The organism is Microbacterium sp. NPDC058062 (assembly GCF_042885375.1).
In the GTDB taxonomy this organism is placed as follows: domain Bacteria; phylum Actinomycetota; class Actinomycetes; order Actinomycetales; family Microbacteriaceae; genus Microbacterium; species Microbacterium trichothecenolyticum_C.
The window spans coordinates 99653-114125 of record NZ_JBHVSC010000007.1 but is presented as its reverse complement, the minus strand read 5'-3'; the positions used below and the strand labels follow the sequence as shown (position 1 = coordinate 114125).

The 14473-nt window shown below is 70.6% G+C and carries 12 protein-coding genes and 1 tRNA gene; 11 read left to right on the top strand and 2 right to left on the bottom strand.

The window, feature by feature from the left end; genetic code table 11:
* The first annotated feature begins 115 nt into the window (after window positions 1-115).
* The 6 genes from ACFVSU_RS20320 (at window position 116) to fdhD (ending at window position 6151) form a co-directional block, all read left to right on the top strand.
* Window positions 116-191: transfer RNA gene (locus ACFVSU_RS20320), tRNA-Thr, on the top strand.
* A gap of 102 nt (window positions 192-293) precedes the next feature.
* Entirely contained in the window at window positions 294-1187 is an 894-nt protein-coding gene (locus tag ACFVSU_RS20315) for a LysR family transcriptional regulator (RefSeq protein WP_387147297.1), read from the top strand.
* Window positions 1188-1304: 117 nt separating this feature from the next.
* Window positions 1305-3731, top strand: a complete 2427-nt coding sequence (locus ACFVSU_RS20310; protein ID WP_387147294.1) for an FdhF/YdeP family oxidoreductase — start codon at window positions 1305-1307, stop codon at window positions 3729-3731.
* A gap of 2 nt (window positions 3732-3733) precedes the next feature.
* Window positions 3734-4189, top strand: a complete 456-nt coding sequence (locus ACFVSU_RS20305; protein WP_387147400.1) for a molybdenum cofactor biosynthesis protein MoaE — start codon at window positions 3734-3736, stop codon at window positions 4187-4189.
* On the top strand, window positions 4186-5289 hold the full coding sequence (gene moaA, locus ACFVSU_RS20300; RefSeq protein WP_387147291.1) for a GTP 3',8-cyclase MoaA: 1104 nt from the start codon (window positions 4186-4188) through the stop codon (window positions 5287-5289). The genes ACFVSU_RS20305 and moaA overlap by 4 nt, the downstream gene beginning before the upstream one ends.
* A gap of 1 nt (window position 5290) precedes the next feature.
* Window positions 5291-6151 carry a formate dehydrogenase accessory sulfurtransferase FdhD gene (gene fdhD / locus ACFVSU_RS20295; protein WP_387147288.1) on the top strand — a complete coding sequence of 287 codons (861 nt, stop codon included), beginning with the start codon at window positions 5291-5293 and terminating at the stop codon, window positions 6149-6151.
* 39 nt (window positions 6152-6190) lie between these two features.
* Here the strand turns inward: fdhD and ACFVSU_RS20290 are convergent, their stop codons facing one another.
* Both ACFVSU_RS20290 and ACFVSU_RS20285 read right to left on the bottom strand, forming a co-directional pair.
* Window positions 6191-7201, bottom strand: a complete 1011-nt coding sequence (locus ACFVSU_RS20290; RefSeq protein WP_387147285.1) for a hydroxyacid dehydrogenase — start codon at window positions 7199-7201, stop codon at window positions 6191-6193.
* Window positions 7198-9192 (bottom strand): DUF2264 domain-containing protein, encoded by a 1995-nt coding sequence (locus ACFVSU_RS20285; protein ID WP_387147282.1) that lies wholly within the window; start codon window positions 9190-9192, stop codon window positions 7198-7200. Before ACFVSU_RS20285 ends, ACFVSU_RS20290 begins: the two co-directional genes overlap by 4 nt.
* A gap of 89 nt (window positions 9193-9281) precedes the next feature.
* Here ACFVSU_RS20285 and ACFVSU_RS20280 point away from each other — a divergent pair, with 89 nt between their 5' ends.
* From ACFVSU_RS20280 to ACFVSU_RS20260, 5 genes are all read left to right on the top strand, one after another.
* On the top strand, window positions 9282-10349 hold the full coding sequence (locus ACFVSU_RS20280) for a substrate-binding domain-containing protein (protein ID WP_387147279.1): 1068 nt from the start codon (window positions 9282-9284) through the stop codon (window positions 10347-10349).
* Window positions 10350-10461: 112 nt separating this feature from the next.
* Window positions 10462-11784, top strand: coding sequence for an ABC transporter substrate-binding protein (locus ACFVSU_RS20275; protein ID WP_387147276.1), 1323 nt, complete (start codon window positions 10462-10464; stop codon window positions 11782-11784).
* Between the two features lie 61 nt (window positions 11785-11845).
* Window positions 11846-12808 carry a carbohydrate ABC transporter permease gene (locus ACFVSU_RS20270; protein WP_387147273.1) on the top strand — a complete coding sequence of 321 codons (963 nt, stop codon included), beginning with the start codon at window positions 11846-11848 and terminating at the stop codon, window positions 12806-12808.
* The gene (locus tag ACFVSU_RS20265; protein ID WP_387147270.1) at window positions 12805-13707 is read left to right on the top strand and encodes a carbohydrate ABC transporter permease; all 903 of its coding nucleotides are present in this window, start codon (window positions 12805-12807) and stop codon (window positions 13705-13707) included. The genes ACFVSU_RS20270 and ACFVSU_RS20265 overlap by 4 nt, the downstream gene beginning before the upstream one ends.
* A 4-nt stretch (window positions 13708-13711) precedes the next feature.
* Window positions 13712-14365, top strand: a complete 654-nt coding sequence (locus ACFVSU_RS20260; RefSeq protein ID WP_387147267.1) for a hypothetical protein — start codon at window positions 13712-13714, stop codon at window positions 14363-14365.
* Window positions 14366-14473: the final 108 nt, after the last annotated feature.

Genomic DNA, 14473 nt, shown 5'->3' with positions numbered 1-14473 from the left:
CCGAGTCCGTCGGAAGATGGGATCGGGTCCGGAACGGATGCCTCGGCCGCCGTGGTTCGCGAGCACCCTCCGGACCCTGTAAGATCGTTGCTTGTGCGTCGCGCAAGCGAGGCCCGCCACCTTAGCTCAGTCGGCAGAGCGAATCACTCGTAATGATTAGGTCAAGGGTTCGATTCCCTTAGGTGGCTCCACACATCTCCTTCGGCGGGAATCCCTTCTCGCGAGCGTGCGAACAGCAACGCCAGATCGATCGCTGCGAAGATCGATCTCGCGACGACACGAGGAGGCGCGGGATGCTGTTCACCCAGCTCGAGTATTTCGTCGCGGTCGCGCGGGAGCAGCACTTCGGCCGCGCCGCCGCCGCGTCCTTCGTGTCAGCCTCGGCGCTGTCGGAATCGATCCGCAAACTGGAGGCGGAGCTCGGCGTGCCGCTGGTCCGGCGCGGGCGCTCGTTCCAGGGGCTCACGCACGAGGGCGAGGCCGTGCTCGTGTGGGCCCGGCGGATGATCGCCGACCACCGGGCGCTCAAGGACGAGGTCAGCAGCGCCGCGGCCCGCCTCAACGGAGTCGTGCGTGTCGGTGTCATCCCCTCGGGCGTCGCACTGGCGGCCCGGGTGCTCGCCGACCTGTGCGCGACGCACCCCGACCTCCAGGTGCGGCTGATCACCGGTCTGACCTCCGAGCAGGTGGTGGCCGGACTTCGCTCGTTCGAGTTCGATGCCGGTCTGCTGCACCCGTCGGCGGCAGCGGCCGACGACATCCGGCACATCCTCGTCGAGACGGATCGCCTCGTCGTCGTGGGTGCGGCGTCGAGGACCGACTTCGGCGACACGATCGAGCTGGCCGCGCTCGAGGGACTGCCGGTCTGCGTCCTCGAGCCGGGCATGCGGGCGCGCCAGATCCTCGACGACGCGCTGGCCGAGCGGGGCGTGCGGCTGCGCCCGCGGGTCGAGGTGGACTCGGTGGAGGCGCTGCTCGCCCTCGCGCGGACGGGGGAGTGGGTCAGCGTGGTACCGCGCTCGGCGGTCCCGAAGGCGGCCGCGAGCATCGGCGTGAAGGTCGCCGAGATCGTGCGCCCCGAGGTCAGCATCCCGATCGTCCTCGCGACGCTCGGAGAGGAGCCGCGGCCGCCGCTGTCGCTGGCGGTCGACGCGGCGGCGCGCCGACTGGTGACGCCTCCGGTCTGACGCGCCGGCGCGCGATGATAGCGGATCCCACGCCATCGCGTGCGCGAAAATCCACGGGCAGGCGCCGCCGTCACCGCGACGCGAGAGGCGCCCCGTCGCGGGCCCTAACCTGGCGCCATGGCGACGAAGCCCCCCTCCACAGACATCGACGAGACGCGCATGCACGTGTCGCGACCCAAGAAGGTCGCGGTGGGCGTGCCCGCGGTGCTGCACGCGCTGCAGATCGCGAACGAGCAGATGGGCGTCAAACGCTCCGTGCAGACGCTCATGCGCGTGAACCAGAAGGACGGCTTCGACTGTCCTGGCTGCGCGTGGCCCGAAGAGGACAAGCGCCATGTGGCGGAGTTCTGCGAGAACGGCGCGAAGGCGGTCGCCGAGGAGGCGACGCTGCGCCGCGTGGGGCCGGCGTTCTTCGCCGCGCACTCCGTCGAGGAACTGCGCACCCACGACGACTGGTGGCTCGGGCAGCAGGGGCGGCTGACGCACCCGATGCTCCTCGAGGAGGGCGATTCGCACTACCGCCCCGTCTCGTGGGACGACGCGCTGCGGATCGTCGCCGACGAACTGCGGGCCGTCGACGAACCCGCCGAGACCGTGTTCTACACCTCCGGACGCACCTCCAATGAGGCCGCATTCCTGTACCAGCTGCTGGTCAGAGGCGTCGGCACGAACAACCTGCCGGACTGCTCGAACATGTGCCACGAGTCATCCGGATCCGCCCTCACCGAGACCATCGGCATCGGCAAAGGCACCGTCTCGATCGAGGACATCCACGAAGCCGACCTGCTGATCGTCGCCGGGCAGAACCCCGGTACCAACCACCCCCGCATGCTGTCGGCCCTTGAGAAGGCCAAGCAGCGCGGCGCCCGGGTGATCGCCGTCAACCCGCTGCCCGAGGCCGGCCTCATGCGCTTCGAGAACCCGCAGACCGTTCGCGGCGTCGCGTTCGGCGGCACCAAGATCGCCGACCGTTTCGTGCAGGTCCGAGCGGGAGGCGACCAGGCGCTGTTCCAGGCGATCGGAAAGCACCTGCTCGAGGCGGAGGCCGCCGACGGCGATGTGCTCGACCACGACTTCATCGCTGAGCACACCAGCGGCTTCGACGCCTACCGTCAGGCGATGACGGATGCCGCGTGGCCAGAGCTCGTGAAGGCGACGGGGCTCCCCGAGAAGACGCTGCGCAAGATCGGCGAGGAGGTGCGCACCTCCACCTCGACGATCGTGTGCTGGGCGATGGGGCTGACGCAGCACAAGCACTCGGTGCCGACGCTGCGCGACGTGGTCAACGTCCTGCTGTTGCAGGGCAACATCGGACGCCCGGGCGCCGGCGTCTGCCCCGTCCGCGGACACTCCAACGTGCAGGGCGACCGCACCGTCGGCATCTACGAGAAGCCTGCCGAAGAGTTCCTCGCGGCTCTCGACCGCGAGTTCTCGTTCCGCGCTCCGCGGGAGCACGGGTTCGACACCGTCGAGGCCATCCGCGCGATGCGCGACGGCCGGGTGCGCTTCTTCATGGGGATGGGCGGCAACTTCGTGTCGGCCACTCCCGACACCGCGGTCGTCGAGGCCGCCATGGCCCGCGTCGATCTGACCGTGCACGTCTCGACCAAGCTCAACCGGTCGCACGCCGTGACCGGGCGCCGCGCGCTCATCCTGCCCACGCTCGGCCGCACCGACCGCGATCGCCGCGGCGGCGCGGAGCAGCGGGTCACCGTCGAGGATTCGATGGGGGCCGTGCACGCCTCGCGCGGGCGGCTCGCCCCGCCGTCGGAGGAATTGCTCAGCGAGGTCGCGATCGTGGCGCGGCTGTGCGCGCTGGTGTTCGGCGGGGGATCCTCTCCGGCGACAGCACCGGTCTCCCACGGCGGCGATGCCGAGCGAGGTCTGCCTGAGCACGGTGAGATCGAAGAGCCCAGGGTGACGCCCGTCAAGACGGCCGTGCGGCAGGCGAACAACGTCCCTCAGGCCGACTGGGCGGCGCTCGAGGCCGACTACGCGCTCATCCGCTCGCACATCGAGCGCACGATCCCCGGGTTCGAGGACTTCGAGACGCGCATCCAGAAGGGCCGTACGTTCTTCCTGCCCAACGGGCCGCGCGACGCCCGGCGCTTCGCGACCGTCGACGGCAAGGCCCGGTTCACCGCGAACCCGCTCGAGTACCCGCACATCCCGCGAGGCCGGCTGCTGCTGCAGACCCTCCGCTCGCACGACCAGTACAACACCACGATCTACGGCAAGGACGACCGGTACCGCGGCATCCACGACGGCCGCCGCGTCGTGCTCGTGAACACCAAGGACATCCAGAATCTGGGCTTCGCCGAGGACGAGATCGTCGACTTGGTGTCGGAGTGGGTCCGCCCGGACGGCTCCCTCGAGGAGCGTCGCGCCGACGAGTTCCGCATCGTCGCCTACAACACGCCCAAGGGCAACGCCGCCGCCTACTACCCGGAGACGAACGTGCTCGTGCCGCTCGACTCCGTCGCCGACGTGTCGGGCACGCCCACCTCGAAGGCCGTCATCGTCCGCCTCGAGCGGCGCGCGTGAGCATGCTCGCCCGGGCAGCGCTCGGAAGCGGAGAGGCCGTGCGCCTGGCCGCGATCAGCTCGGCGCCACTCGACCTCGACGCGCACCTGCGGGCGGTCGACGACCCCGCGGTGGGGGCGGTGACGACGTTCGTGGGTCGCGTGCGCGATCACGATCCGGATGCCGCGTCCACCGTCGATGCTCTGGAGTACTCCGCGCATCCCGACGCCGAGAGCGCGCTGCAGCGCATCGCCGAGTCCGCCGTGGCCGGCAGTTATGCGCTCGTCGCCGTCTCGCATCGGGTCGGGCACCTGAGTGTCGGCGATGTCGCGGTCGTGATCGCCGTCGCCTCCGCGCATCGCGGAGACGCGTTCGCCGTCTGCCGCACGCTCATCGAGACGATCAAGACTGACCTCCCGGTGTGGAAGCGGCAGGTCGAGATCGACGGCACCGCCACCTGGCTGGGTCTCGGCGGATGACGGCGATCCCGGTGACGATCGGGCGACGGATGCTGCAGCCCGCGGTGTCCGCCTCTTCCGGTGTGGTCGCCGCTCCGAATGCTGCTCCGGTGGGGTCGATGGGCGCTCCGTTGGTGGATACGCATGGGCGGGTGCATCGGGATCTGCGGGTCTCGTTGACGGATCGGTGTTCGCTGCGGTGTACGTATTGCATGTCGGAGCAGGGCAATGAGTGGTTGGCGAAGACGAGCATCCTGACGCTGGATGAGATCGTGCGGATCGCGCGGGTGGCTGCGGCGGACGGGATCAGCACGTTCCGGCTCACCGGTGGGGAGCCGCTGCTGCGCACGGACATCGTCGACGTGGTGCGCCGTCTCGCCGCGATCACCGGCCCGGATGGGCGGCCGGTGGAGGTCGCGATGACGACGAACGGGATCCGGCTGCCGGAGCTGCTGCCCGCGCTGGTGGGGGCCGGGCTGACCCGGTTGAACATCTCGATCGATACGCTGCGCCGTGACCGGTTCCATGCCCTCACCCGCCGGGATCGGTTGGATGATGTGCTGGCGGGGATCGCGGCGGCCGGGGCGTCCGGGCTGCGCCCGCTGAAGCTGAACGCGGTGGCGATGCGGGACGTGAACGATGACGAGCTGGTGGAGCTGGTGGAGTTCGCGATCGCGCATGATGCGCAGATGCGGTTCATCGAGCAGATGCCGTTGGATGCCGGGCATACGTGGGATCGGTCGCGGATGGTGACGCAGGACGAGATCCTCACCGCCCTCGGTCGGCGGTGGACGTTGACGCCGGTGCCGGGCCGGGGCGGGGCGCCGGCGGCACGGTGGACCCTGGACGGCGGGCCGCACACTGTCGGTGTGATCGCGTCGGTGACGGCGCCGTTCTGCGGCGACTGCGACCGGTTGCGGTTGACCGCGGACGGGCAGCTGCGCAACTGCCTGTTCTCGACCACCGAGTACGACCTGCTGCCGATCCTCCGCACCGGCGGCGATGACGGCGAGGTGGACGGGATGCTGCGGTCCTGCGTGCGCGGCAAGCTGCCGGGGCATGCGATCAACGACCCGTCGTTCCTGCAGCCCGCGCGAGGCATGAACGCGATCGGCGGCTGACATGGGCCGCATCACCGCCCGCAGCCCCGTCACCCGCATCGCGCTGAACGACGGCGACGTGGCGGTGCGCCGTCGCGCCGACACGCTCGTCGTGGAAGAGCCGCTCGAGATCTGTGTCTCGGGTGAGCCGATCACCGTGACGATGCGCACACCCGGCAACGACATCGAGCTCGCGGCGGGTTTCCTGACCGGCGAGGGCGTCATCCGGTCAGGGCGCGATTTCCGCTCCGCGATCCACTGCGGAGGGCCGGGCACAGGAGCATCCCTGGCCGACGGCACCGCGTCGAACACGTACAACGTGCTCGACGTCACCTTGGCTGCGGAGGTTGCGCCCGCGGTCACCGACATCGCCCGCAAGTTCTACACGACGAGCTCTTGCGGTGTCTGCGGCACCGCGTCCATCGAGGCCATCCAGAAGCAGTCGCCGCACGACGTCGAAGGCGATGGCGTCACCTTCCCCGCGAGCTGGCTCGCGGGCCTGCCCGATGCGCTGCGCGCCGGGCAGGCGGTGTTCGACAAGACCGGAGGGCTTCACGCGGCGGCGCTGTTCGACGCGGCGTCCGGCGAGCTGCTCGTGCTCCGGGAAGACGTCGGCCGGCACAATGCCGTCGACAAGGTCATCGGCTGGGCGGTGCTCGAGGATCTCCTGCCGCTGAGCGGAACCGTGCTGCAGGTGTCGGGCCGCGCCAGCTTCGAGCTGGTCCAGAAGGCGATCATGGCCGGGATCCCCGCGCTGTCCGCGGTCTCGGCGCCGTCGTCACTGGCCGTCGAGCTGGCCGCGGCGTCCGGACTCACCCTCGTCGGGTTCTCGCGGGGCACCTCGTTGAACGTGTACTCGCGGCCGGGGCGCATCCGCATGTGACGCCGGGCCCCGGCCACCGCGTCGCAGCCTGCCTGCGCATCACGCGATGCGCGCGAGATCCGGCGAGGTCACCTCGTCGGCGAGGTCGCCCGAGCGCACGAAGCGCTCGACCTCCGCGACGACATGACGGCCGAGCCGACGCAGCTCGTTGCCGATCGAGCCCGCGATGTGAGGCGTCAGGGTGGCGCCCGGCAGTGAGAACAGTGGATGCCCCGGCGGCAGCGGCTCGGGGTCCGTGACGTCGAGCACCGCCCGCAGCCGATCGGTCGCGAGCTCGGCGACGAGGGCATCGGTGTCGACGAGCGACCCTCGCGCGGTGTTGATCAGTGTCGAGCCGTCGGCCATGAGCGCGAGTTCGTCGCGGCCGATCATGCGGAAGGTCTCCGGGAGCGCGGGCGCGTGGATGGTGACCACTTCCGAGCGCGTGAGCAGCTCGGGAAGGCTCACGAGCTCCGCGCCGAGTGCGGATGCACTCGCGGCGTCGAGCGAGGGATCGAAGACGACGCATCGGATGTCGAAGGGCTGCAGCAGCTCGATCACGCGCCGGCCGATGCGGGATGCGCCCACCACGCCTACGGTGATGCCGAAGGCACCCACCCCGCCTCGCGGGCGGGCCGCGATCATGTCGTGCGTCCGCGTGAAGTCGCGCGCCGAGCGGAGCACGTCTCCGGCGCTCAGCAGGATCGTCGCGAGGGTGTACTCCGCGACCGGGACCGCGTTCGCGCCGGCGGCACTGGAGACACGGATGCCTCGTTCCCAGACGGCGGGGGTCACGAGGCGCTTGACCGACCCGGCGGCGTGCACGACGGCGCGCAGGCGCGGCCAGTGCGCCAGCGTCCGCTCGTCGAGCGAGGGCGCGCCCCACCCGGTGATGAGGATCTCGGTGTCGGCCGTCGACGGCGGCACGCTCGGCAGGTCGGGGGTCAGCACGACATCGTCGAGGCGGACGAACCGCTCGAGGTCGGCGCGTGCCGCGGCACCGAACAGATCCGACGCGAGTTGCGGGGACTCCATCGCGAAGAGCGCCTTGGGGCGCGCGAGGGCGCTCACGCGCGGTCCTCGCCGGTCGGAACGACGTCGACGACGCCGTCGCGCCAGCGCACGACGATGCCTCCGGCCTCGACCTCGACGGCGGGCACCGCGTCGAGATCGAGCGTCTCCTGCGCACCGATCGCGACCAGCGCGGCCACGACGTCGCCCTCGCCGGCCGGGGTCGCCCCCGCGGCCCACGGTGTCGCCGACCCGGAGAGGAACGGGTCCCCGCCGGACCGGTGGGCGATCCCGGGGATCGGCAGGCCGCGCACGCCGACCACGGCGGTCGTCACGCCGTCGTCGCGGGTCGCGGTGGTCGGTGCGGTCGCCCGCCACCGGCCGGGCTCGACGGGCAGCGCCCATCCGCCGATGCGGAAGCGCCACGGTCCGCCCTCTTCGGGCCACACCGCGTCGAGGTCGTCGGCGGCCGACGGCTGCGCGGCGCGCGGCGCTGCATCCCACCACGCGAGCCGGAGTTCGTGCACCCCGTGCACGACCGACGCCACGGTCACCCGCGGGCCGCGCCGCAGCGCCGCCCATCCCGCGACGTCGGTCGTGCTCCCCGCTTCGGGGGTGTCGAGCCAGTGCACCCGCGACCGCGACACCGCGACGCGGTCGTCCAGGTGCACCCGCTCGATGCGGTCGCGGTGGGACGGGGCACCAGTACCGTCCAGCAGCGCGACATGGGACTCGAAGGGCTTGGCGATCCCGCCGGCCGAGAGGTCGGGGGAGGAGGTCGTCGAATAGCCGACCCGGTGGTAGAAGGGGTTGTCGGCGCGCACACCGCCTGCGGGGCCGCGGAAGCCGTCCGAACCGTGGTTCAGAACGCGCACGATGCCGTCGGCCTCGGAGCGCACCACGAGCCAGCCCGGTGCGACCAGGAGCCGCGTGCGGATGGGCTCGGCCTGGACATCGTGCGGCTGCACCGACCATTCGGGGTGGTGCTCGGGCAGCAGCAGGCCCATCAGGCCTTTGCTCGCCCAGTACGTCGACGACGAGCCGGTGTACGCCTGCCGGATCGTGCGGTACTCGCGGTGCCAGCCGATCGACAGCAGGCCGCGCTCGTCGACGGCCCCGGCGTCGAGGAAGTGGTCGAGCACGCTGTCGGCGAGCACCCGCGTGCCGCCCGGTGCCAGCGGGGTTTCGCCCGCGAGCGCGCCCGCCCAGAACGGTGCGAGCGTCGCGAAGCGGTAGGTGAGCGAGCGGCCCTGGAAGAGCGGGGCGCCGTCGGAGCCGACGAGGTCGCGCGCCTGACCGAGGAACTCCCGGAGGCGGTCGCGATGCACCTGCTCGAGGTCGGTGCCGAGGATCCGCGCGTGCAGCAGGGGGTAGACGTGCCACGCCCAGCCCGCGTAGTGGTCGAAGTTCTGGCGCGACCCGTCGGGGCCTGCGCCGTCGGAGTACCAGCCGTCGCCGAGGTACAGGCTCTCCTGGATCTCGGTGTTGCGGTCGAGGTCGTCCTGACTCCAGGGGCCGTCCACGGACTGCAGGAAGCCCTCGATCACCGTCTGGAACCACGTCCAGTTGTTGGTGTAGCCGCTCGTGCCCACCACGCCGGCGAGCCAGGCGACCGTGCGCTCCTGCACGGCGGGGTCGAGGCGGTCCCAGAGCCAAGGCCGGGTCTCCGACAGGAGGATCGCCAGGGATGCCGCCTCCGGCACGGCCTGTCGGCGCTCGCCGATCGTGGGCCAGCGCTCGGCGTGCGACGGGTCGGTTCCTGCGGCGAAGCCGCGGGCGAACCGCTCCAGCAGCCCGGCCGGGTCGTCGCCGCCGGCGCCGGCCACGCGGAAGGCTGCGAGCAGGCCGGTGCGAGCGAAGCCCTCGAGCCCGTCGCTCCAGCGTCCCGAGGCGCTCGCCGGGCCCGGAAGCACGACGAGCGAACCGCTCGGAGACGCGTACGGCGCCGTCGCCTGCACCAGCCGGTCCGCGAGATCCTGCCAGCGGCCCCGTGCTGTCGTCTTCGCCACTTCGGCTTCCCCGTACGTCATCGTCACGCGTCGATCGTGCATTACGATCCTGTAGCCATCGGCCCTTTCGGACAATTCCGATCATCGATCGGTCAAACCGGATCAGACTGCGACGAACGGACTTCGCACCCATGACTGGACAGAACTCACTGCCGAGGACACGTCACGAGCACCTGCTGCGCCAGGTCGAGCTCCACGGCAGCGTCAGCGCCGCGGACGTCGCGACGCAGCTCGGCGTCTCGCAGGTGACGGTGCGCCGCGACATCGTGGAGCTCGAGAAGGCGGGCAAGCTCGCCCGCGTCCACGGCGGCGCGATCGCCGTCGGCGCCCCCGCCGTCCCGCAGGCGGCGCGCACGAACGTCGGCGTCGTCGTGCCCGGATCGGTCAGCCACTACCCGCAGATCGTGCGGGGGATGGATGCCGCGTCCCACGGCGTGCGCACCCGTGTCGTGCTCGCGACCTCGCAGTATCGCGAAGACCTCGAGCAGCGGCAGGTCGAACGGCTGATCGAGATCGGCGTGGCGGGCATCGTGTTCGCTCCGACCATGCGCAGCCGCACCGAGGCGGAGCTGGCCGAGTGGGTGCGCACCATCCCGGTGCCGGTCGTGTTCCTCGAGCGGAGACTGGAATCCACGGCGCTGGCGGTCTATGACAGCGCCCGCACCGATCACGAGCGCGGCGCCGAACTCGCGGTCGAGCATCTGTCCCTGCTCGGGCACCGTTCGGTCGGCCTCGCGCTCTTCGACCGCACACCGACGGCGCCGCTCATCCGTGACGGCCACCGCGCCGCCGTGGCCCGGCTCGGCCTCGCCGGGGCGCCGTCCGTCGCGCTCCCGAAGGGCGGTGACGGCGAGAGCGATCCGCTGGACGACGCTCTCATCGCGTTCCTCGACGCCTGCCGCGACACCGGCACCGACGCGGCGCTCGTGCACACCGATGTGCACGCCGCACGGCTCGTCGAGCTCGCCATGGACCGCGGCATCCGTGTTCCCGATGATCTCGCGGTCGTCGCGTTCGACGACGACACCGCGGGGCTCGCCATGGTGCCGCTCACGAGCGTGACCCCGCCCGGACGCGACCTCGGGCAGGAAGCAATGCGCATCCTCACGGAGCGCATCGCGGCGCCCGACAGCGCCGCGCGGCACATCACGATGCTGCCGCGACTGACGGTGCGCGAGTCGTGCGGGGCGGCTTCGTGATCGCTTTTGTCCGCTTGCTCACGACCGGTCGAGCCCCGACCTACATTGTCTCTGCACGGCCCCGGTGCGATCGCCGGGCGAGCGACGAGAGGCAACGAGCAAGGAGGCTCCGATGACATCCCGAGCATTCACCAGTGCCACGGCACGGCGAGGCGCACTCACCGCGGGGGCCGTCCTCGCAGTGGGGGCCCTGACACTCCTGACCGGCTGCGCCAGCGGCGGGGCCGAACCCGCTGCGAGCGCGGATCCCGACGAGGAGGTCACGCTGAACTTCGCGTGGTGGGGCGACGCCAGCCGCGCCGAGCGGTACGAGGCGGCGATCGATCTGTTCGAGGAGCAGAACCCGAACATCACGATCCAGACGAGCTACGCGAGCTTCGGCGACTACTGGACCTCGCGCAACACCGAGGCCGCCAGCCGGACCCTCCCCGACGTGTTCCAGATGGACCTCGCCTACCTCGCCGAATACGGCGGCTTCGGGCACGTGCTGCCGCTGGACGACTACCTCGGTGACGCCATCGACACCGACGGCATCGATCCGTCGCTCGTGCAGGCGGGCGCCGTCGACGACAAGATCGTCGGTCTCGCATCATCCAGCAGCACGCTCGCGACGCTCTACAACGGTCCGCTGCTCGAGCAGCTGGGAGTCGAAGTGCCCGACGGCCCGCTGACGTGGGACGAATACGACGACTTCCTCGCGGAGGTCTCGAAGGCCGGCGCGGCGAACAGCCCGGCCGTCTACGGCTCGCTCGATTACACGCAGTACTTCTGGCTGTTCCAGATCTGGCTCGGCCAGCAGGGTCTGTCGCTCATCGACGGCGACGAGCTCGGCTTCGAGAAGGGCGACCTCGCCGACTGGTGGTCGCGCAGCGCGACGCTGCAGGAATCGGGTGGGGTCATGCCGGCCGAGCGTCAGGCGCAGCTCGAGGGCGTGGACGCTCTCGGCGCCGGCGAGATCGCCAGCGACGTCAGCTGGGCGAACTTCCTCGCCCGTTTCAGCGAGGGACCCGCGAAGCCCGAGCTGTCGCTCGCGATCCCGCCCTACGACGACGAGGACAACACGGGCATGTTCCTCAAGCCCGGTCTGATGCTCTCGATCGGCGCCAACAGCGAACACCCCGCACAGGCGGCGAAGTTCATCGACTTCCTCGTGAACGACCCCGAGGTGGGCGCGATCTTCGGCATGTCGCGTGGCGTGCCCGCATCGTCGAGCGCCGCCGCGGGCATCGAGGCGAACGAGCTCGACGAGAAGATCCTCGCCTACCAGGAGTCCGTCGCCGACCAGCTGGACGGCCAGGCACCGCCGGCCGTGAAGGGCCTCGGAACGCTCGAGCAGACCTTCGTGGCGATCAGCCAGGACGTCGCCTACGGTGCGGCCACGCCCGAAGAGGCGGCCGACCGGTGGTTCGCCGAGGCCGAGAACGCACTGAAGTGACCACCCCGCGGGCGGCGTGCACCGCTGCACGCCGCCCGCGACTTCCGGGAGAGCAACCGTCATGACCGCCGATACACTCGCACCCCCCGTGCCGCCGGAGGTGCGGACGCCGCCGCCGGCGCCGCGCCGCCGCCGGCGCCGCTGGGAGGACATCCGCGCCGGATACGTCTTCCTCGCCCCCTGGCTGCTGGGCTTCCTGCTGCTCACCGCAGGGCCGATGGTCGCCTCCCTCTACCTCTCCTTCACCGACTACAACCTGTTCAGCCCGCCCGAGTGGATCGGATTCGACAACTACGTCCGACTGTGGAGCGACCCGGACTACCTCCAGGCGTGGAAGGTCACCGCCGTCTACGTGCTGGTCGGCACGCCGCTCAAGCTCGCGGCCGCACTCGGTGTGGCGCTCATCCTCAACGCGGCGTTCCGCGGGAGCGGCTTCTACCGCTCCGCCTTCTACCTGCCGTCGCTCGTGGGTGCGTCGGTCTCGATCGCCGTGGTGTGGAAGGCCATGTTCATCGATGACGGACCGGTCGACAGCATCCAGCAGCTCTTCGGCTTCCCGGCCGGCGGCTGGGTGGGCGACCCCGACAAGACAATGCCGATGCTGATCCTCCTCGCGGTCTGGCAGTTCGGCGCCCCGATGGTGATCTTCCTCGCCGGACTCAAGCAGGTGCCGCACGAGCTCTACGAAGCGGCATCCGTCGACGGCGCGGGCCCGATCCGCAAGTTCCGCGCCATCACGATCCCGATGCTCTCGCCGGTGATCTTCTTCAACCTGCTGCTCGAGACCATCAACGCGTTCCAGGTGTTCGCCTCCGCGTTCATCATCTCGGGCGGCACCGGCGGCCCCGCGCGGTCGACCCTCTTCTACACGCTGTACCTCTACTTCCGCGGCTTCCGCGACTTCCAGATGGGGTACGCCTCGGCCATGGCCTGGGTCCTCGTGCTCGTGATCGCCTTCATCACGGTGATCTTCTTCCGCAGCTCGAAGTTCTGGGTCCACTACGCAGGAGACGAAGGACGATGAGCGCAACGCAGCTGCTCGTGACCGCCGACGAGGGCAAGGCGGCACGCCGTGCCCGCACCCGGCGCCGCTGGACGGGCAAGGAGATCGTGTTCCACGTCGTGGTGCTCGCGCTCCTCGTGGTGATCCTCTACCCCGTGGCCTGGATGCTGCTGTCGACCTTCAAGCCGTCGTCGCAGATCGTGGGCAATGCGCAACTCCTGCCGCGCGAGGTGACGTTCGAGAACTACGAGACCGCGCTGAGCGGCATCGGGGGAGTGTCGTTCTGGACGTTCTTCCAGAACTCGACGATCCTCGCGGTGCTGTCGGTGATCGGCGTGGTGATCTCGTCGGCGCTCGCCGCCTACGCGTTCGCCCGGATCGACTTCCCCGGCCGCTCTGTGTACTTCGGCATCATGATCGCGACGCTGCTGCTGCCGTTCCACGTCGTGATCATCCCGCAGTACATCATGTTCAACGCGCTCGGCATGGTGAACACCTTCACCCCGCTCCTTCTCGGCAAGTTCCTCGCGACCGAGGCGTTCTTCGTCTTCCTCATGGTGCAGTTCATGCGGGGCCTCCCGCGCGAGCTCGACGAGGCCGCGCGCATCGACGGCGCGGGCCACTACCGCACCTTCGGATCGATCATGCTGCCGCTGCTCAAGCCGGCGCTGGTCACGAGCGCGATCTTCACGTTCATCTGGACCTGGAACGACTTCTTCGGCCCGCTGCTGTATCTCAAGGACCCCGACCTGTACACGCTGCCGATCGCGTTGCGCCTGTTCGTCGACCAGAGCTCGTCGGCCGACTACGGCGGGCAGATGGCGATGGCGGTGCTGGCGCTCATCCCGGTGTTCCTCTTCTTCCTCATCTTCCAGCGCTACCTCGTGGACGGGGTCGCCACCCAGGGACTGAAGGGCTGAGGCGATGACCGCCACCGACACGACCCCGCGCCACGGCGCCGCCGCCCGGGTGGGAGCCCGGGCGGCCGGACGGCCGCCGCGCGGCGCCCAGCGCATCGCCCGCGTGCTGTCGAGCCGCGGGCTCGGGCTGTTCTCCGAGACGATCGTGGTCAGCCTCGCGGTGGCGGTGCTCGCCATCCCCGCCGTGACGGCGCTGCCCGCGTTCGCCGCAGGTGCCGCGCACTTCCGGCGACACGTCGAGGGGGAGTCGGACTCGCTGCTCGAACTCGGCCGGGACTTCCTGCGAGCGCTGAGACGCGGCTGGCTGTGGGGCGTTCTCGCCGCCGCCGCATTCTGGGCGATCGCCGCGACGCTCACCAGCCCGGTGATCCTCGAGATGCCCGGCGGCGCGGCCTACCGCTGGGCGTCGGGACTGATCGGTCTCGGCATCGGCGTCGTGCTGCTCCGCGCGATCGCGCGCTGGCGGCCGACCGCCTCCTGGAGCACGCTGATCCGCAGCGCGGCGGAGGAGTCCGTGCGCGACGTCCCCGGCTCGTTCCTCCTGTTGCTCGCCCTGGGCCTGAGCGGGCTCGTCGTGTGGATGTTCGCCCCGCTGGTGGTGCTCGTCCCCGGGATGCTCGTGCTCGCCGCTCGCGCGGTGGTCTCGCGCGCGGGCTGAGCGATCCTGCGCGAAGCCCCGGGCGCGTCGAAACGCCCGGGGCTTCGTCGCGCCCGCGCAGATCACACGAAGTCCGGGTCATGACCGGTTTTGTCCACTTGTCCGTGC